15 protein-coding genes are annotated in these 17,636 nt (G+C 62.9%); 6 read left to right on the top strand and 9 right to left on the bottom strand.

The genetic code is table 11. The features are described 5' to 3' along the window. Positions 1–21: 21 nt before the first annotated feature. From E0L37_RS01570 to E0L37_RS01560, 3 genes are all read left to right on the top strand, one after another. Positions 22–948: an oxidoreductase gene (locus E0L37_RS01570; RefSeq protein WP_133490056.1), complete on the top strand. Its 927-nt coding sequence runs from the start codon at positions 22–24 to the stop codon at positions 946–948. Positions 949–1,058: 110 nt separating this feature from the next. After that, complete coding sequence (locus E0L37_RS01565; RefSeq protein WP_133490055.1) at positions 1,059–2,429, top strand: D-arabinono-1,4-lactone oxidase; 1,371 nt, start codon at positions 1,059–1,061, stop codon at positions 2,427–2,429. After that, positions 2,426–3,730, top strand: a complete 1,305-nt coding sequence (locus E0L37_RS01560; protein WP_133490054.1) for a DSD1 family PLP-dependent enzyme — start codon at positions 2,426–2,428, stop codon at positions 3,728–3,730. Before E0L37_RS01565 ends, E0L37_RS01560 begins: the two co-directional genes overlap by 4 nt. On the opposite strand, the gene E0L37_RS01555 is transcribed toward E0L37_RS01560, so the two are convergent. From E0L37_RS01555 to creB, 4 genes are all read right to left on the bottom strand, one after another. Next, on the bottom strand, positions 3,639–4,061 hold the full coding sequence (locus E0L37_RS01555) for a hypothetical protein (RefSeq protein WP_133490053.1): 423 nt from the start codon (positions 4,059–4,061) through the stop codon (positions 3,639–3,641). The two genes, E0L37_RS01560 and E0L37_RS01555, sit on opposite strands and share 92 nt — an antisense overlap. Further along, positions 4,058–5,407, bottom strand: coding sequence for a cell envelope integrity protein CreD (gene creD / locus E0L37_RS01550; RefSeq protein WP_133490052.1), 1,350 nt, complete (start codon positions 5,405–5,407; stop codon positions 4,058–4,060). The genes E0L37_RS01555 and creD overlap by 4 nt, the downstream gene beginning before the upstream one ends. Positions 5,408–5,626: 219 nt before the next feature. After that, positions 5,627–7,042 (bottom strand): two-component system sensor histidine kinase CreC, encoded by a 1,416-nt coding sequence (gene creC / locus E0L37_RS01545; RefSeq protein WP_133490051.1) that lies wholly within the window; start codon positions 7,040–7,042, stop codon positions 5,627–5,629. Then, positions 7,039–7,713, bottom strand: coding sequence for a two-component system response regulator CreB (gene creB, locus E0L37_RS01540; protein WP_236564081.1), 675 nt, complete (start codon positions 7,711–7,713; stop codon positions 7,039–7,041). Before creB ends, creC begins: the two co-directional genes overlap by 4 nt. A gap of 136 nt (positions 7,714–7,849) precedes the next feature. On the opposite strand from creB, the gene E0L37_RS01535 reads away from it, so the two are divergent. Next, complete coding sequence (locus E0L37_RS01535; protein ID WP_133490050.1) at positions 7,850–9,025, top strand: trans-acting enoyl reductase family protein; 1,176 nt, start codon at positions 7,850–7,852, stop codon at positions 9,023–9,025. 43 nt (positions 9,026–9,068) lie between these two features. Here the strand turns inward: E0L37_RS01535 and E0L37_RS01530 are convergent, their stop codons facing one another. The 4 genes from E0L37_RS01530 to E0L37_RS01515 are packed head-to-tail and all read right to left on the bottom strand — an operon-like array spanning position 9,069 to position 12,822. Further along, positions 9,069–9,983, bottom strand: coding sequence for an amidohydrolase (locus E0L37_RS01530; protein WP_240687407.1), 915 nt, complete (start codon positions 9,981–9,983; stop codon positions 9,069–9,071). A gap of 7 nt (positions 9,984–9,990) precedes the next feature. Next, positions 9,991–11,271 carry a TRAP transporter large permease gene (locus tag E0L37_RS01525; protein WP_133490049.1) on the bottom strand — a complete coding sequence of 427 codons (1,281 nt, stop codon included), beginning with the start codon at positions 11,269–11,271 and terminating at the stop codon, positions 9,991–9,993. Further along, positions 11,264–11,764: a TRAP transporter small permease gene (locus E0L37_RS01520; protein ID WP_133490048.1), complete on the bottom strand. Its 501-nt coding sequence runs from the start codon at positions 11,762–11,764 to the stop codon at positions 11,264–11,266. The genes E0L37_RS01525 and E0L37_RS01520 overlap by 8 nt, the downstream gene beginning before the upstream one ends. A 53-nt stretch (positions 11,765–11,817) precedes the next feature. Further along, the gene (locus tag E0L37_RS01515; RefSeq protein WP_133490047.1) at positions 11,818–12,822 is read right to left on the bottom strand and encodes a TRAP transporter substrate-binding protein; all 1,005 of its coding nucleotides are present in this window, start codon (positions 12,820–12,822) and stop codon (positions 11,818–11,820) included. Between the two features lie 279 nt (positions 12,823–13,101). On the opposite strand from E0L37_RS01515, the gene E0L37_RS01510 reads away from it, so the two are divergent. After that, positions 13,102–14,712, top strand: coding sequence for an amidohydrolase family protein (locus E0L37_RS01510; RefSeq protein WP_133490046.1), 1,611 nt, complete (start codon positions 13,102–13,104; stop codon positions 14,710–14,712). A 263-nt stretch (positions 14,713–14,975) separates the two neighbouring features. Here the strand turns inward: E0L37_RS01510 and E0L37_RS01505 are convergent, their stop codons facing one another. Next, positions 14,976–16,463, bottom strand: a complete 1,488-nt coding sequence (locus tag E0L37_RS01505; RefSeq protein WP_133490045.1) for an amidase — start codon at positions 16,461–16,463, stop codon at positions 14,976–14,978. A gap of 131 nt (positions 16,464–16,594) precedes the next feature. On the opposite strand from E0L37_RS01505, the gene E0L37_RS01500 reads away from it, so the two are divergent. Beyond that, positions 16,595–17,608, top strand: coding sequence for a zinc-binding alcohol dehydrogenase family protein (locus E0L37_RS01500; RefSeq protein ID WP_133490044.1), 1,014 nt, complete (start codon positions 16,595–16,597; stop codon positions 17,606–17,608). The last annotated feature ends 28 nt before the right edge of the window (positions 17,609–17,636 follow it).

The following is a 17,636-nucleotide window of genomic DNA, read 5'->3' as shown; positions in this document are numbered from 1 at the left end:
GATCTGTCCCCGGAGGATGCGATGATGAGCTGGAGCCCGCAAGACATTCCGGACCAACAGGCCCGCACCGTGGTGATTACCGGCGCCAACAGCGGCATCGGCTTCGAAACCGCCCTGGCGCTGGCCGACAAGGGGGCGCGGGTGGTGATGGCCTGTCGTAATCCGACCAAGGCGGAAGCCGCCCGGGAACGAATCCGGGAACAGACCGGCGGGCGCGGCGAAGTACAGATCGTGGCACTGGATCTGGCCAGCCTCGACAGCGTGCGTCGCGCCGCCGATACGCTGCGCGAGCGTTACTCACGCCTGGATCTGCTGATCAACAACGCCGGCGTCATGTGGCTGCGCCAGGGCCACACCGAGGATGGTTTTGAGCGCCAGCTCGGCGTCAATCACCTGGGCCACTTCGCCTTGACCGGTCTGTTGTTACCGGCCCTGCGCGAAGTACCGGATTCCCGCATCGTCACCGTCAGCAGCCTGGCTCACAAAGCCGGACGTCTGCACCTGGATAACCTGCAACTGGACGGCCGCTATGGCCGGCAACGGGCCTATGCCCAGGCCAAGCTGGCGAATCTGGTGTTCGCTCTGGAACTGGAGCGGCGCTTGCGCGCGACGGAAGCGGAAACGCTCTCCGTAGCCTGTCACCCGGGGCTCGCCAGCACCAATCTGGCGGAGTCCGGGGTTGCCCGGGAGAGTCCGTTCGGGGTCGGCTATGTTGCCCGCTGGCTGTGGCCCCTGTTCACCCAGAGCGCCGCCCGCGGCGCCGCCCCCACCCTCTATGCCGCCACCAGCCCACAGGTTCAGGGCGGCGGCTACTACGGCCCCGCTTACCTCAGGGAAGCCGTGGGCCCGCCCACACTGGTCCACCCCAGCCAGCGGGCCCGTGACGCCGCCGATGCGGCACGCTTGTGGGAGCAATCCGAAGCACTCACCGGCGTCCGCTATCCCTGAGATACCATTACCCGCGGCCGAGGCCGCCAATGCCGTGAAAGCCTTACGTTGACATGCAGAGCCTCTTTTGTGGTACGTTGGTACCATAAAAAGAACAGTAAGGATCATTCATGTTGCCACCCTTATCGCGTCGCGCCCTGCTGAAGGCCCTGCTCACCACCACCGGCGCCGCCGTTCTGCCGCTTCCCGCCCGCGGCCGGGCCGGACAACCCCCGTCCTGGAGTAATTGGTCCGGCAACCAGAGCGTGACACCGGAACAACTGCTCTTTCCGACCGCCGAAGACCAGTTGATCGATTTGCTGCGCCAAAGCAGCGGCACCGTGCGTGCCTTCGGCGGTAGCCACTCCTTCAGCCCCATTGTGCCCACCGATGACACCCTGATATCCCTGGAAGCCATCAACGGCCTGAGTGACCAGGACGACAACGGCCACTTGTCCTTCGGTGCCGGCACCCGGCTGGGCGCGGCGGCGGCCCAGGCCTGGCAGGCTGGTCGCAGCTTCCGCAATGAACCGGATATCAACCTGCAGTCCCTGGCCGGTGCCATCGCCACCGGCACCCATGGCACCGGCATCACCCTGCCTTGCCTCAGCGCCCAGGTAAGCGCATTGCGGGTGGTGCGTCCGGATGGTGAAACGGTGTCCCTGAGCGCGCGGGACGGTGACGTTTTCCAGGCCGCCTGTTGTGGCCTCGGCGCCCTTGGGGTGGTGACCCGGGTCACCCTGCATAGCGAGCCGGCCTACCGTTTGCGGGAACATACCTGGACCCTGCCACTGGACAACGCCATCGACTTCGTCGGTGCCAATCGGGACCGCTATCGCAATATCGAGTTTTTCGCCTTCCCCCTTGGCCGCACCGCCATCGTCAAGACCATGGAGCTCACCGATCAGGAAGATCAGCCGCTGCTTCAGGATGACAGCAATGATCTGCTGGAAATGGTCTGTGAGCTGAGCCTGCGGGCTCCCTGGCTCACCGCCACTCTGCAGAAACTGGTGACGCTGTTCGTCAGCGATGAGGAACGCCAGGGGCCGGCCCATCAGATCTACGCCAATCGCCGCACAGTGCGGTTCAATGAGATGGAGTACACGGTGCCCGCCGACGATGGCCTGGACTGCCTGCGCGAGGTATGTGAGCGAATCCGAGATCAGGACATCAACGTGTTCTTTCCGATCGAGTACCGCTATACCGCCGCCGATGACACCCTGTTGTCCATGTTCAGCGAACGGGCCGGCGCCAGTATTTCCGTGCACCAGTATTACAAGCAGGATCACCGCCCACTGTTCGATGCCGTGGAACCGGTTTTCCATCGTTACGCCGGACGGCCACACTGGGGCAAATTGCACAGTCTGGGCGCCGATCAACTACGCAGGCTTTACCCGCGCTTCGACGATTTCCTGGCATTGCGTCGTCACTTCGACCCCAAGGGCAGGATGCTTAACCCCTATCTGCACCGAATCTTCGGCGGCACGGAGAAGCCTGTATGAAACGGCGCCATTTCCTCATCGGCCTCGCCGGCACCGCTATCCTCGCCAGGTGGCTGAAACCCGGAGAGCAGGGCCACCCCCATGCGCCCTACTTTCAGAAGCTCAACGACACCTTGCGCGACGGACCGGGGCGGCCTTTGCTGCTGATTGACCGGGAACGGCTGGCCGCCAACTGCGCGCAACTGGTGGCCGGGCTGCCAGCAGGCCGGCACTATCGTATCGTCGCCAAGTCCCTGCCCAGTATCCCGCTGGTACGCGAAGTCATGGCGCTGACCGGAACACGCCGGGTGATGGTGTTTCACCAACCTTTCATCACCGCCATGGCGGCGGCGGAGCCGGACTGCGATCTGCTGCTGGGCAAACCGATGCCCGTAAGTGCCGCGGCGTTGTTTTATCAGACGCTCCCCGAGAACGGTTTTGATCCGGATCGGCAATTACAGTGGCTGATTGATGACATGGGCCGTCTGCGGCAGTATTTGGCCCTGGCCCAACGTCTGGACCGGCGACTGCTTATCAATGTGGAAATCGACGTGGGGCTGCATCGTGGCGGCCTCACCGAAGCCGAACAACTGGACGAGCTGCTGACGTTGATCCACGCCCATCCCGAACATCTGGCCTTCAGCGGCTTCATGGGTTACGACGCCCAGGTGGGCAAGCTGCCGGGCTGGATCGAGGGGCGCGATACCAGCCTGCGCGAGTCCCAGGACCGCTATCGCGCCTTTATCGACCGCCTGTACCAATTGGAACCGGCCTACCGGGCACAATCGCTGACCTTCAACGGCGCCGGCAGCCCCACACTGCGCCTGCACGGTGAGGACTCGCCGCTCAATGAACTGGCCGCCGGCTCTTGTCTGCTCAAGCCCACCGACTTCGACCTGGATACTCTGACGGATTTCCAGCCCGCCGCCTTTATCGCCGCCCCGGTTTTGAAACGGCTACCGGGGCTGAATTTGCCGGGACCACTGCCGCTCGGAGAGGCCTGGTCCTGGTGGAACCCGAACCGGCGGGAAACCTATTTCATCTACGGCGGCGCCTGGAAGGCCTTGCCGGCCTCACCGGAAGGCATCAGTGCCAATCCGGTGTACGGTATCAGCACCAATCAGATGATGTTCAACGGCCCTCCCACCACCGCCCTGCGCGAGGACGACCAGATCTTCTTCCGTCCCACCCAGAGCGAGTTCGTGTTGCTGCAATTCGGTGACCTGGCGATTATCGAACAAGGCCGGGTACTCGCCTGGTGGCCGCCCTTTCCACAACGGACGGAAACGATTCCGGCGCCGGGTCGGGCAGACGCCATGTGATCGGCACCGAACGAGGCTGCTCATGCGCCAACTGTTCCGCGTAATCCATCAACAGCCGCCCCCGTAACGGCGCGCCCAGTTGGCACCAGGTCACGCCCAGGTTGAACACCGTGTTGGCGTCATCCCGATCCCATACCAGCGCGCGTTGGAAGCGACACAGAGCGCGGGGCCAGTCCCCGCGCCGTGCCCAATAGATCCCCTCGATACTGCACAGGGCGGCGTTTCCCGGGTAGCGCCGCCGCAGCCCCTGCAACTCGTCTTCAGTCTGTTGCCAGACCCCACCGTCGATCAGGCCGCGCAGGCGCAGCGCGTGTTCGCGGCGCACGCTCATGATGATGCTCCTTCGCGTTGAGCCAGCCCATGCCAGTCGACCCGGCGGGTCAGGATCATAACCGCCGCCAGTGCCGCGAACAGCAACAACGAGCCCATCAGCAGCGCGTAGTCCTCGGCCATCAGGATGCCGAACAACAACCCCAGCACGATCAGCTGCGCCAGGGCAAATCCCCAGCCCGCCGCTTTCGATTTCAACACCGCGCTCAGATACACCCCGATCAACCCCACGCAGGCCACCGCGCCCGACACATAAGCCCAGACGAAATCCACATGCTCGCCCAGCGCCACCAGCAGCAGGTAGAACATCGCCAGCGCCAACCCCACCAGCATGTATTGCATCGGGTGCATGGCCACCCGGCGCATCACTTCAAACAGGAAGAAGGCGGCGAAGGTCAGTCCGACGATCAGAAAGCTGTATTTCAAAGCCCGTTCGCTGGAGAGAAGACCAGTGACCGGCTGTACCAGATCGACACGCAGGTACTGGTTGTGATCCCCGCAATGGCCGTTGCCTTGAATACAGTCGATGGCGCTTGAGGCGGCCAGGCTGTTGGTCTGCCAGCGGCCGATGAAACCGTTCTCGCTGACTTCCCGCTCCGCCGGCAGCATCAATCCGGAGAAGCTCGGATGCGCCCAGTCGCCACGCAGGGTCATGCGCGTTTCCTTGGCCATGGGCAACGCCGCCAGGCTGGTGCTACCGTTCAAATTCAAGCGCAGATGGACCGTGAAAGGGCCGGAAAGGTCCTCCGGCAATGGCGCCGCCACCACGCCACCGCCTTGCAGAATGGGCGGCATCGACGCGGGTTCCACCAGCGGCAACGTCCGCCCGCCGACACGTAATACCGGACGCTCCACCAGGCCACGCAAGTCACCAATCCGAAACACCAGCAGTGGTGTGCCGGACGACATGATGGAAGCATCGGCCTTGGCGGCCCGCAGCCATTCCTCCGGAAAATGCGCCTCCAGTTCAAGCACGCTTCGATACACTGGCGTACCGTAAATACCACGGTACAGCATGCGGCTTTGCAGATTACCCTCGATGTTCAGGGTATCCGGCAGATAACGATCCAGATCACGGCGCAGCTTGCGGCGCGGGCTCGCGGCTTCTTCCTCGACAGCATCGCGAGTGCTCTCCGTCGCCCAGTATTCCCGCACACGCGGCACCATCAGCAGCGGCCCGGATAAGGTCTGTTCCTTGGCGAACTGGTTGCTGATTTCGTAGCTCACCAGCCGCGCACGATCCTGGCGTTCATCGATCTTCAGCTGAATCATCAACAGCGGACCGACCAGCACCAGCATCAGACCGCAGATCATCAGGATTTTCGTTAGTGGACTATAAGAAGCCATGGGTCACTCCCCTCTTTGGAGTGACCAGCTTGCCGGCCCTGTTTGAGAGGAGTGTGGGGGTTTTGTGAGGATTCCACGCTGGACCTGACTTACCAATTCGCTGGCAAGCCAGCTTCCCACAGCGGCTCCGTAGCCCCCGCTGTGGGAAGCTGGCTTGCCAGCGAATACCGCGCTAATCCCGATCTCCTGGCTACAGCCATGGCTTGCCGTATCAGCAGCCTATCCCAGGCATAACCGCACCCGCACGCCCTGCTCCAGGTTCTCCACCCGCAACCAGCCGCCGTGCAGTTGACCGATTTCCTCCACCATGGCGAGCCCGAGGCCTGAGCTTTTTTCCTCCCCCGGCGCCGGCAACGAGTAAAATCGCTCGGTGACCCGGGCCAGCGCGTAGTCCGGGATACACGGCCCCTGGTTGCTGACGTCTACGCCCTGCTGTCCCTCCTCGCGCCAGCCTTCGACCTCAATGGTGGAGCCCGGTTTGGCAAAGCGCAGCGCATTGTCCAGCATATTGAACAGGGCCAGCCGGGTGGTGTCCGGCTCCACCCGCAGTACCGGCTCGCCGCTCAAGTTCACGCTCAGCCGTTTCTCATCCAATAGCACTTCACGGCTGAGTTGCCATTCCTCCAGCAAGGCCGCCAACCGCTGTTGTTCCCTGGGTGGCAGACTTTCCAGTTTTTCCAGCCGCGCCAGAGCCAGCATCCGATCCAGCAAATCACTGAGCCGCTGACTCTCGTGTACTACATTACCGGTCAGCCGACTCAAGGCAGGCTCGCTGATCTCCTCGGCCAGAATCTCCCCGGCGCCCCGAATGGCCGCCAACGGACTCTTCATTTCGTGGGTCAGCATGGTGATGTGGTTTTCCAGCCGCGCCCGCTCTTCCAGGCGGCGACGCATGGCGGTGACGGCATCGGCCAGTTCACGAATCTCGTCATGGACGCGAAAGCGCGGCGGCGACGGTCTGCCGCCATCGGCCACCGCCAGAGCGTAGCCACGCAGCCGTCCGACCCGGTGACTGATCCACCAGGCCAGACCAATGCCCAACAACAGACAGGCAACCAGCGCCTGCCAGCCGTAGCGGATCAGGCGCTGTTCCGCCTGCTCGATGAATGGCTCGATGGCGGCCCCCGGCTTGCCCAGTGTCACCACGCCAATCAAAGTGCCCTTGTGGCGCACCGGCGCCGCCACGTACAACACCGAGGAGGCCGGATCATTGGGATCCGTGCGGGTGGTGCGGGCGCCGTATTTGCCCTGCAAGGTCAGATGCACGTCGTTCCAGCGGGAAAAATCCTTGCCCTCATTCTCCCCCCGGGAATCGAACAGGACGATGCCATCGGCACTGGTGATATAAATGTGGGTATCAATGCGATTCTTGCTCAACCCCCAGATATTGGCCCCTGGAAGCCGCTGAGCATAGCGCCTCAGCGCCGAACGCAGCGCCGGGGTGACCACCAGCTCGTCTCCGTGAGTGTCCGCGGCGATCACCTCCGCCAGCAGGTTGGCGGCGTCCACCAGCGTTTCCTCCGCCGACTGGCGCACCAGCGGCTGGGCCTCATCCAGCACCAGATCCATGGTGAACCAGCTCACCAGTCCCATGATCAGGAAGAAAATCAGCAGGAACTGGCCGCTGAGCTTCATGGCCGCTCCAGCACGTAACCGAGGCCGCGGCGGGTGACAATCCAGGCGTCCCCCCCCATCGGGCGCAGCTTGGCGCGCAGCGTTTTGATATGGGTATCCACGGCACGCTCGAAACTGTCCTCGTCACTGCCACAAATATCCAGCAGCCGACCCCGGCTGAATACCTGGCCCGGATGTTTTATCAGCGCTTCGAGAATAAGAAATTCGGAGCGGGTCAACGATAACGCCTGATCCCGAAACCAGGCTTTCGCCGCCTGCTGGTCCACCCGCCATTCCCTGCCTTCCGCCACGGGCGCCGGTGTGCCTTTATCCAGACGCTTGAGAATGGCGCGAATACGTGCCACCACTTCGCGCGGACTGAAAGGTTTGGTGACGTAATCATCACCGCCCAGCTCCAGGCCGAGAATGCGATCCACCTCATCCTGGCGGGCGGTGAGGAACAACACCGGCACCTCGCTGGAACGGCGCAGCTGCTTGAGAACCTCGAAACCGTTGAGATCCGGCAGCCCCACGTCCAACACCACCAGCGCCGGGTTGTCGCCGGCCAGTTGCGCCAGCGCCTGCTCACCCCGTTCCACATGGGTGACCTGGAAGTGCTCCCGCCGCAGAGCAAAGATCAGCGGCTCCGCCACCCGTGGCTCATCGTCAACAATCAGAATGTGTTCCGTCACCGGGCATCCCCCTTTCTGGATCGCGCCCATCATACCATCGACATCGCTATCGGTTGCCCTGGGTGCCGCGAACGGCTTACCGTTGGGGCTCGCGAGGGCCGAGCGCCCGCCAGCAAACAACAGAATGGGAAGCATCATGAGCGAGGCACGGGAGTTTGATCTGATTGTATTCGGCGCCAGCGGCTTTACCGGTCGGCTGGTGGCGGAGTATCTACAGCAGCGCTATGGCACTGATGGCGGGCTGCGCTGGGCTCTGGCCGGCCGCAACGAAAGCAAACTGGAGCAAGTGCGCGACGAACTGGGTATCGACCCCGGCGTGGCGATCCTCAAAGCCGATGTCACCGATGCGGACAGCCTGCGCGCTCTGGCGCGTCGGGCCCGGGTCGTGCTGACCACGGTCGGTCCTTATCAGCTCTACGGCGAGCCGCTGGTGGCGGCCTGCGTCGGCGCCGGCACCGACTATGTGGATCTGTGCGGCGAAGTGGCGTGGATGCGCCGCATGGTGGACAAATACCAGGAACAGGCGCAAGACAGCGGCGCGCGCATCGTTTTTTCCTGCGGCTTCGACTCCATCCCCTTCGACCTCGGCGTGTGGTTCCTGCAAGAACAGGCCCGGGCCAGGCTGGGCGCGCCGCTGTCGCGCATCAAGGGACGGGTACGGCGGATGAAGGGCACCTTCTCCGGCGGCACCGCCGCCAGCCTGCAAGCCACTCTGGCCGCCGCGCGGGACGCGGAAGTCCGCAAACTGCTGGTCAATCCATTCGCGCTGACCCCGGGCTTCGAGGGTCCGATGCAACCACCCGCCGCCGAGATTGAGTACGACCAGGCTCTGGGAAGCTGGGCGGCACCGTTCATCATGGCCGCCATCAATACCCGTAATGTGCACCGCTCCAACTTCCTGCTCGGCCACCCCTATGGCGAGGACTTCGTCTACGATGAAATGATCCTCACCGGCCCCGGCGACAAGGGCGAAGCCACCGCCCAGGCGGTGGCCAACGACCGCTCGCTGACCGGTGACAAAGCGCCCAAACCCGGTGAGGGACCAGGCAAGGAGGAACGGGAAAACGGCTTCTACGACGTGCTGTTCCTGGGCGAAACCGCCGACGGCCGGACCCTGTCCGCCAGCGTCTCCGGCGACAAGGACCCCGGCTACGGTTCCACTTCACGCATGATCACCGAAAGCGCCTTGTGCCTGCTGCGGGACGCCACTGACACCCCCGGCGGCATCTGGACCACGGCGCCGGCCATGGGCGACAAGCTGATCCAACGCCTGGAACAAAACGCCGGGCTGCGATTCGCGCTGGAACACTGATCGCCACGATCACGACCGGGAAGCACGGGAGCCCCGGCTTCCCTTAGTCATCAAAACGGTAAAGAGCGGCGGGGTTGTCAGTCAGCACCTGCTTCCTTGTCGCCGGATCCGGAACCAGACGCAGAAACTCATCGACCAGTTCCCCATCATCCGGGATCGGCCCGGGCAGTTGCACATGGGGCCAATCCGTGCCGAACAGGCAACGATCCGCCCGTGTCTCCAGCAGTGTGGTGAAGAACGGATCCACATCGTGATAAGGCGCCCGATCCAGAGCGGTAATGCGATTCGGTCCGGTCAGTTTGACCCAGGTGCGCCCGCCTTCCATAAGTTCCTGGAGCGCCCGGAATCCAGGATGTTCGATCCCGCGATGGGTGGGAATATGCCCCATATGATCGACCACACTGTCGGTGGGTAACCGCTCCAGACGCTCAACCAGCCGTTCGAACCGCGATACGTCCACCAGGAATTGAACGTGCCATCCCAGGCCGGCGATGCGACGGGACAGCAGTTCGATATCCGCGAAAGTCAGGCCACCGGGAAACACCAGATTGACACGCACGCCCCGCACCCCGGCCTCATGCATACGTTCCAGTTCGGCATCGGTGATGCTGTTATCCACCACGGCGATGCCACGCCACTGGATATCGTCGTCAGCGCGCCGGCGAGCCAGTGTATCCAGCATGCGCCGGTTATCGGTGCCGTAAACGCTGGGCTGCACCAGCACGGCACGCTGAAACCCCAGGGTGTGCAACAGCTCCCGATAGGTTTCCTCGGAAGCGTCCGGCGGCGTGTAGCTGCGATTGGGCTGATACGGGTAGCGACTTTGCGGCCCGAACAGATGGGCATGGGTATCACACGCCCCCCGGGGCAAGGCGCTTGCCGGCTTGCTTGGCGCCGGGTGGGGTCCCGGGATCGTCGGTGCACTGATCCCGGACATCGGTTTCTGATTCACGGTCATACCATCTCTACCCCAACAGGCCCGGAAGCCAAAGCGTCACCGCCGGTACATAGGCGGTCAGTGCCACCACGCCAATGAGGACCAGGAAGAACGGCCAGAGATTGCGGGCCACTTTCTCGATACTCAAACCACTGATGGTGGAGGCGACGAACAGGGAATACCCCAGCGGCGGGGTGATCATCCCCACGGCGAAATTAATCACCACCATGGCGCCCAGTTGAATCGGATCCAGACCCACCTGAGTACCCACGGCGGTCAGCACCCCGCTGAGGATGACCATGGCGGACACGGTGTCCATGACCGCGCCAAGCACCAGCAACATGATGTTCAGCAACAGCAGGATCAGGAACGGGTTCGAGGTGAGACTCAGCAGCACTTGCGTGACCTGGGAGGGAATCTGCTCACTGGCGATGATCCAGGCAAAGCCGTAAGCCACCACGATAATGAACATGATCACCGTGGTGGTGCGCATCGACTTTATGAATAACGGTATCAGCGATTTCCACTGCAGATCCTTGTAAATGAACAGGCCAATGACAAGGCTGTACAACGCGCCCACCATGGCCGCTTCGGTGGGCGTGAACACGCTCCCGTAAATACCTCCGAGGATCACCACCGGCGCCAACAACGCCCATATCCCTTCCCGGATCGCCGCCAGGATCTCCCGGACACCGGGCCGCTTCTCCCGGGCGATACCCAGGCGCCGGGCATGGACATAACCGACGACGCAGAACCCCGCCGCGGCGATCAGACCGGGCAGGACACCCGCCAGGAACAATTTGGAAATCGATTCTTCCGACAGTACCCCCCAGATGATCATGGGGATGGAAGGCGGAATCATCTGCCCCAGCGGTCCGATGGAGGTGGACAGCGCCGCGCCGTAACCGCGCGAGTAACCCCGTTTCTCCAGCTCATCGATCATCACCGACCCCACCGCGGCGGTGGTGGCCGGCGCGGATCCGGTAATCGCGCCAAAAAACGTACCCGCCGCCACGGTGGACATGGAAAGCCCGCCGGTCAGATGACCGAAACAGACCGAGGCCACCCTGACCAGGCGCTTGGACAACCCACCCGCGCTCATCAGGTCCCCAACCAGGATGAAACCGGGTATGGCCAGCAGGCTGGTGATGGTGCTCCCGGCGATCAGACGCTGGGCCAGGATCATCGGATTATAGTCCGCCATCCAGATACCAACGGCGGTGAGCAGGCCCAGGGTAAAGGCGATGGGGACGCCCAACAGCAGCAGAACAAACAACCCGACGATCAGAACAATGCCAATCTCACTCATCGACGGCACCTCCCTGCTCGTCAAGCGGCCCGGGGCGGAACAGCAGCACCAAGGCATGGAAGACCATCAAGGCGCCGCAGGCCGGCACCGCCGCGCCTTGCAGCCACAACGGGTAGCGCAGCGCCGGTGACACCTGGTGCGCGGTGAAAGCGGTGAACTGCCAACCGGCCCAGAACATCAACCCGCCGAACAGCAGGATCAATAGCACGCTGCCCCGCTCAAGAGCGTGTTTGAGCAAGCCGGGCAAGGCGTCCACCACGATGGAAACGCGCACGTGTCCGAACTCCCGCGTCAGTACACTGGCGAACAGGAATACCGTCCAACTGAACGCCAGCAACGCGACCTCGTCGCTCCAGGACAAAGAGGAATTCAGTACGTATCGGCAGAACACACCCGCCAGCAAGGCCAGAGTCATGATCAACGCGCAGGCCGCGCCGAGCGCGGCCGTCGCGGCGGCAAGGTATTTGCTGCCTGCTTCGAGATATCTGTACATACCAAGGCTCTGAGGATTGGGCTCCGCGACCTTGCCAGAGCCCTGTACCACCGTTATTCCGTGACCAGTTCCATAGCGCGGTCGACCAGGTCTTCGCCGATTCTTGGCCGATATTCTTCATAGACGGGGCGCACCTCATCACGGAAAGCGCCGGTGTCGGCAATCTCGGTAACCGCCATGCCTTTGGCCTTGATCTTCTCGATCAGCGCCTGCTCGTTCTTCGCCACCTCGGCGCGTTGCCGCTCGATGGCTTTCCGCGCGGCGGTACGCACCGCTTCCTGCTGTTCGGACGACAAACGGGAGAAGGCCTGCTTGGACATCAGCAGCGGCAAGGCGTTATAGGTGTGGTTGGTCAGCGACAGGTACTTCACCACGTCGGCGTATTTGTTGGCGTAAATCACCGCCAGCGGAATCTCGAGACCGTCCACCGTGCCTTGCTGCACCGCCATGTAGGCGTCGCTCCAGGCCATCGGGACCGGGTTGGCGCCCAGGGCACGGAAGCTGGCGATAAACAGATCGCTTGGTTGTACGCGCAGCTTCACCCCCTGCAAGTCACCGGGCTCCAGCACTTCCCGCTTGTTGTTGATGACATGCCGGAAACCGGCCTCGCCGAATCCCAGGCCGATCAGCCCCTGCTTTTCCAACCGTGCGAACAACTCCTGCCCCACTTCGCCATCCAGCACCTCGTGGGCCTGGGCCCGATCCTTGAACAGGAAAGGCAGGTCAAGGAGTTGGAAGCTCTTGTCCAGGGTCCCTAACTGGGTGCCGGTGATAACGCCGGCATCCAGCGTTCCGAATTGCATCCCCTGCAGCATGTCCGTGTCATTACCCAACTGGTTGTTGGGGAAGAATTTGATTTCGAACTGTCCCGGTGCCGCGGCTTCCAGTTCTTCCTGGAAGTAGTGCGCGGCAATGGCGTAGGGATCCACTTCGCTGTCGGCGGTGGTCCAGCCCAGGCGGATCACGGTGGCGGCCTGAGTCACGCTCGCCGCGGCCAGGGTCGTCGCCAGAATGGCAGCGGTCATCAACGTTTTGACGGATCTGGGTAAAGACGTCATCACGGCTTTCCTGTTTGTTTTGATGGAGTTGATGGCGTGGGGGCAGGCGGAATGAGAAGCGCCCACCCAACTTGTCCTACAAGTTGATCATAAATTTACCAGTGCTGTAAAGTCGGTCATCGTGCCTCCCCCGCGAAACAACCCGGGCTGCCTTTCCCGTGGCCGAACCACCACCGACCCGTGCATGGAGCGTGCAGCCCCCCGGAGAGGTACTATTACTGCCCACGGCCTCGGCGCCGTTTACCCGACACCGTTCGCACAGACCACAGGATGAGCCTTATGAAACAAGCTGCCGCTGCAGGACGCAGCCAGCTTTCCGTCAAGATCTCCCGCCATCTGGAAGCGGAGATTTCCGCCGGCCGCCTCAAGCCCGGCGACCGTATTCCCAGTGAGTCACAACTGACGGCGCGGTTTGGTGTCGGGCGTAACGTGGTCCGGGAAGCAATAGCGCGACTCAAGTCGGAAGGGTTGGTGGAGAGCCATCAGGGTCTGGGCGCTTTCGTGTCCAACAAGGCCCATCGCAACAGCTTTCGCATCGACCACGATGAGCTCAGCCATCTACCCAAGCTCCGCCAGCTCTATGAGTTGCGTCTTGACCTCGAAGTCTCCGCCGCCGGCATGGCGGCCCGCCGCCGTTCCCGCAGCCAGCTCGCGGCAATCCGGGCCGCCCTGTCCGCGTTACGCGACGCCCTTGCCACTGGCCAGGGCATGGTCGAGAGCAGCCTGGCTTTCAAACGCGCCATCGCCGACGCCACCGGCAACGAATACTTCAAGAATTTCGTGCTGTTTCTGACCGCCCATATCTTTGAGGCCGCCTCTTTCGAACGGCGCATCGCCACTTCCGAGGCACTGCGTGAAACCGTGCTGACCGAATACGAGGCGATCCTCGAGGCGATCACCGTGGGCGACCCGGACCTGGCCCGCCGCGCCGCCTGGACCCAGATCATCAATTCCGCCGAGCGCAACGGGCTGCGTGGTCTTCAGGGTTGGGAAGTGACCCGCATGACGTCACTTGGCGAAACCTACGCCCCGCCCTGCGCACCACCGGTATCAAGCTGTCGCGCGCCATCAATGCCACTTCCCGAAGGCGCCTGCGACTGCCACTTTCACATTATCGGGGATGCGGCGGTCCACCCTTTCACGCCACATCGTTCCTATACGCCACCGCCGGCATCACTGGACGACTACCGAAAAATGCAGGGCACACTGGGGCTGAGCCGGGGGGTTATCGTGCAACCCAGCGTCTACGGCTACGACAACCGGGTGGCCCTGGAAGCCCTGCGTCAAGGCGGCGACAACTATCGCGGCGTGGTGGTGATCAGTGACCAGACCAGTGAACGGGAACTCCGGGAAATGGATGCCCTCGGGGTACGCGGCGTGCGCGTCAACCTGATCTACAAGAGTGGTGTCGAGGTCTCGGACGTGACCAGTCTGGCCCGCAAGGTGGCGCCGCTGGGCTGGCATCTGCAGTTGCTGATCGACATCTCGGAATTCGCCGATCTCTACGACACCGTGGCCAACCTGCCAGTGGAGGTGGTGATCGATCACATGGGACACATGCCGGCCAGCATCGGCGTGAAGCATCCGGGATTCCGTGATCTGCTGCGTCTGGCCCGGGACGGCAAGGCCTGGGTGAAACTATCCGGCGCTTATCGCTTCACCAACCAGCCGGACACTCCCTACTCCGACGTCACGCCCTATGCCAAGGCACTGATCAAAGCCAATCCCGATCAGATCCTGTGGGCCAGTGACTGGCCCCACGTGTGTATTTCCGTGCCGATGCCGGATGACACCACGCTGCTGGAAGAATTCTTCCAATGGGCCGGGCATGACGAGACCATCATTCGCAAGATTCTGGTCGACAACCCTGCCCGCCTTTACGGTTTTTAAACCGATTGCTCGGAGGCCTTCCGGGCACCAGCAACGTCAACCGCTGGCACAGACGGGACTACGAAGCCACTGTGGGAAGCTTGCTGGCAAGCGAATCTCGGGATCCAGAGGCCCATTCGCTTGCAAGCAAGCTTCCCACAGCAGCATTGTAGCGGCCTCCAGATTTATGTCTCCAAGGCCAGCCCCCGAGTTTGCCGGTTACCTCGAGACCTAACACGGCTTCGCTGCCCTCGATGAAGAGATCACTAAACCCCGAGGAGCGCTTATAACTCCGGTGGCACCCGATCAAACCACGGCTCGGCCCGTTCCAACTGTGCCGCCAGAGACAACAGCTTGCCTTCGTCGCCATGACCGCCGACAAACTGCACACCCAGCGGCAAACCGTTGTCACACCAGTGCAGCGGCACCGACATGGCCGGCACACCAGTGACATTGGCCAGTTGCGTGAACGGCGTGTATTTCAGGTTTTCCCGCGCCATCTGCTCCACCAGCCCGGTTTTCATCAGCAGTTTTTGCGCACCGGTTTTCAGTACCAGCTTCAGTGCCGCTTGCTGCAAGGGCGGGGTCGCCATGGCACCGATACGCGCCGGTGGCATGGCCAGGGTCGGCGTCATCAAGAAGTCATACCCTTGAAGAAACGCCATCAGCTGATGTGTATAGGTCTGCCAGTGCTGGTAGCACCGCAGGTAATCCGGCGCGCTCAAGCTGCGCCCGAACGCCGCCATCCCCAGGGTATCCAGCTCAAATCCGTCGTCACCGGCGCCAGTGAGCCGGCGCATTTCGTTGACGCTGTCGGCGCACTTGGTGAACCAGACCATCAGCCAGTCCATACTCATGGCCATGACGTCGATCTCCGGTTCCGCTTCCTCCACCTGGTGACCGAGGGATTCCAGCAGACGAGCCGTGTTCTCCACCGCCTTCACCGCCTCCGGATCCACCGCCGTGCCTATGGGCGAGCGACTGGTGAAGGCGATACGCAAGGCCCCCGGGTCACGTTCAACCTCTTCACGGTATGGCCGCGCGGGCGGCGCCAGCGGATAGAGACTGGCGAGTTCGTCTCCGGCCACCGCCTCCAGCAACACCGCGCAATCGCGCACGGAACGGGTCACCGCGTGATTCACCGACAGTCCGTGCAGGGCTTCGCCGAAATCCGGCCCCCAGGGCGTGCGGCCGCGGCCGGGCTTGAGCCCGAACAGGCCGCAGCAGGCCGCCGGAATACGGATACTGCCGCCGCCGTCATTGGCGCCGGCGAACGGCACCACCCCGGCGGCCACCAGCGACGCCGAGCCGCCGGAAGAGCCGCCGGGGGTGTGCTCGGGATTCCAGGGGTTGCGGCAGGCGCCGAACGAATCCGGCTCGGTGATACCCTTGGCGCCAAACTCCGGCGTGTTGGTACGCCCGAACAACACCAGGCCAGCCTCGCGCCAGCGCCTCACCAGTTCCGAATCGTGGGGGGCGCGAAAGCCCATTCTCTTGAGCGCCTTGTTACCCATATAACAGGGCGCCCCGGCCATTTCCTGGAACAGGTCCTTGGCCAGCATGGGCACCCCCGCCAACGGCCCGGAAAGCGGTCCCGCCGCCGTGCGCCGGCCTTCCTCGTAAAGCGGAATGACCAAGCCGTTGAGCTTCGGATTGACCTGCTCCGCCCGGGCTATGGCCAGTTCCAGCAATTCCGCCGCGCTGACTTCCCCCCGGGCCACCAGCCCGGCCAGGGCCACGCCATCCAACTTACGGTATTCGTCGAAATTCATGATGGTATCCTTGTGTTCTGAAACCCGCGGCCCATTGCCATGCCGCCCCGAGACCCGCTTGTCATCCTACACGGCGGCGACCGGTCCGCGCGGGCTCACTTTGCGCCAAACTGCGTTACCAGGAGGAGAGGATGAAAGCTGTCGGTTTCGACCGCCCCCGAGCCATTGAAGACCTGCACGCGTTACAGGATATCGAGCTGGAGACACCGGTTCCCGGTCCCCGCGATCTGTTGATCGCGGTGGAAGCGGTGTCGGTGAATCCGGTGGACACCAAAGTGCGACAACGGCCATTGGCCGAACCCGGTTTCCGCGTGCTCGGGTATGACGCCGCCGGCCGGGTGCAGGCGGTGGGTGATGAGGTTCAAGGTTTCAAACCCGGCGACCGGGTCTGGTACGCCGGCGCCATGCAACGCCAGGGCAGCAACGCCCAGTTCCAATGCGTTGATGAAAGGCTGGTGGCACACAAACCCGACAGTCTGGGCATGCAGGAAGCCGCCGCTTTGCCACTGACCACCCTGACGGTCTGGGAAGCCCTGGAAGACCAGCTCGGCCTGACCCCGGACACCGCCAAGGGCAAGACCCTGTTAGTGGTGGGCGGCGCCGGCGGTGTCGGTTCCATCGGCATTCAACTGGCCGCCCGCCATTTTGGCATGACGGTGATCGCCACCGCCGGCCGTGACGAATCCGCCCGTTGGTGCCAATCCATGGGCGCCGCCCACACCATCGATTACCGCCAGGGGCTGGTGGAGCCGGTGAAAGCTCTCGGCATCAATGGCGTGGATGCCATTCTGCTGGCCCAGGAACCGGATCCGTACTGGACCCAAGCCTGCGAGTTGATTAACCCGCTGGGCGGCATCGTTACCATTGTCGATGCCCGCGGCCCTCTGGACCTGAACGCGCTGAAGCCCAAAAGCGCCCGCTTCGCCTGGGAGTTCATGTTTACCCGGGCCATGTTCGGCGTGGATATGCAGCGCCAAGGGGAGATTCTGTCCCAGGCCGCCAAACTGGTGGATGACGGCATACTGCAAACCACACTGGGCGAATCCCTGGGCCCGATCAACGCCACCAACCTGAAACAGGCACACCGCCGTATTGAGGATGGCCGGACCATCGGCAAACTGGTGCTGGCCGGCTGGGAGGAATGACCCATCACCCAGGGACTGGCGTTGCTTC

This window comes from Alcanivorax sp. 24 (genome assembly GCF_004360225.1).
Taxonomy (GTDB): Bacteria; Pseudomonadota; Gammaproteobacteria; order Pseudomonadales; family Alcanivoracaceae; genus Alloalcanivorax; species Alloalcanivorax xiamenensis.
Note: the sequence above shows the minus strand (reverse complement) of the source record. Positions and strands in the feature narration are given on the sequence as shown.

Excerpts from the sequence above, each read along its gene's own strand:
- E0L37_RS01570 (WP_133490056.1), top strand. The coding sequence starts at position 22 with ATGATGAGCTGGAGCCCGCAAGACATTCCGGACCAACAGGCCCGCACC.
- E0L37_RS01565 (WP_133490055.1), top strand. The coding sequence starts at position 1,059 with ATGTTGCCACCCTTATCGCGTCGCGCCCTGCTGAAGGCCCTGCTCACC.
- E0L37_RS01560 (WP_133490054.1), top strand. The coding sequence starts at position 2,426 with ATGAAACGGCGCCATTTCCTCATCGGCCTCGCCGGCACCGCTATCCTC.
- E0L37_RS01555 (WP_133490053.1), bottom strand. The coding sequence starts at position 4,061 with ATGAGCGTGCGCCGCGAACACGCGCTGCGCCTGCGCGGCCTGATCGAC.
- creD (WP_133490052.1), bottom strand. The coding sequence starts at position 5,407 with ATGGCTTCTTATAGTCCACTAACGAAAATCCTGATGATCTGCGGTCTG.
- creC (WP_133490051.1), bottom strand. The coding sequence starts at position 7,042 with ATGAAGCTCAGCGGCCAGTTCCTGCTGATTTTCTTCCTGATCATGGGA.
- E0L37_RS01535 (WP_133490050.1), top strand. The coding sequence starts at position 7,850 with ATGAGCGAGGCACGGGAGTTTGATCTGATTGTATTCGGCGCCAGCGGC.
- E0L37_RS01530 (WP_240687407.1), bottom strand. The coding sequence starts at position 9,983 with ATGACCGTGAATCAGAAACCGATGTCCGGGATCAGTGCACCGACGATC.
- E0L37_RS01525 (WP_133490049.1), bottom strand. The coding sequence starts at position 11,271 with ATGAGTGAGATTGGCATTGTTCTGATCGTCGGGTTGTTTGTTCTGCTG.
- E0L37_RS01520 (WP_133490048.1), bottom strand. The coding sequence starts at position 11,764 with ATGTACAGATATCTCGAAGCAGGCAGCAAATACCTTGCCGCCGCGACG.
- E0L37_RS01515 (WP_133490047.1), bottom strand. The coding sequence starts at position 12,822 with ATGACGTCTTTACCCAGATCCGTCAAAACGTTGATGACCGCTGCCATT.
- E0L37_RS01510 (WP_133490046.1), top strand. The coding sequence starts at position 13,102 with ATGAAACAAGCTGCCGCTGCAGGACGCAGCCAGCTTTCCGTCAAGATC.
- E0L37_RS01505 (WP_133490045.1), bottom strand. The coding sequence starts at position 16,463 with ATGAATTTCGACGAATACCGTAAGTTGGATGGCGTGGCCCTGGCCGGG.
- E0L37_RS01500 (WP_133490044.1), top strand. The coding sequence starts at position 16,595 with ATGAAAGCTGTCGGTTTCGACCGCCCCCGAGCCATTGAAGACCTGCAC.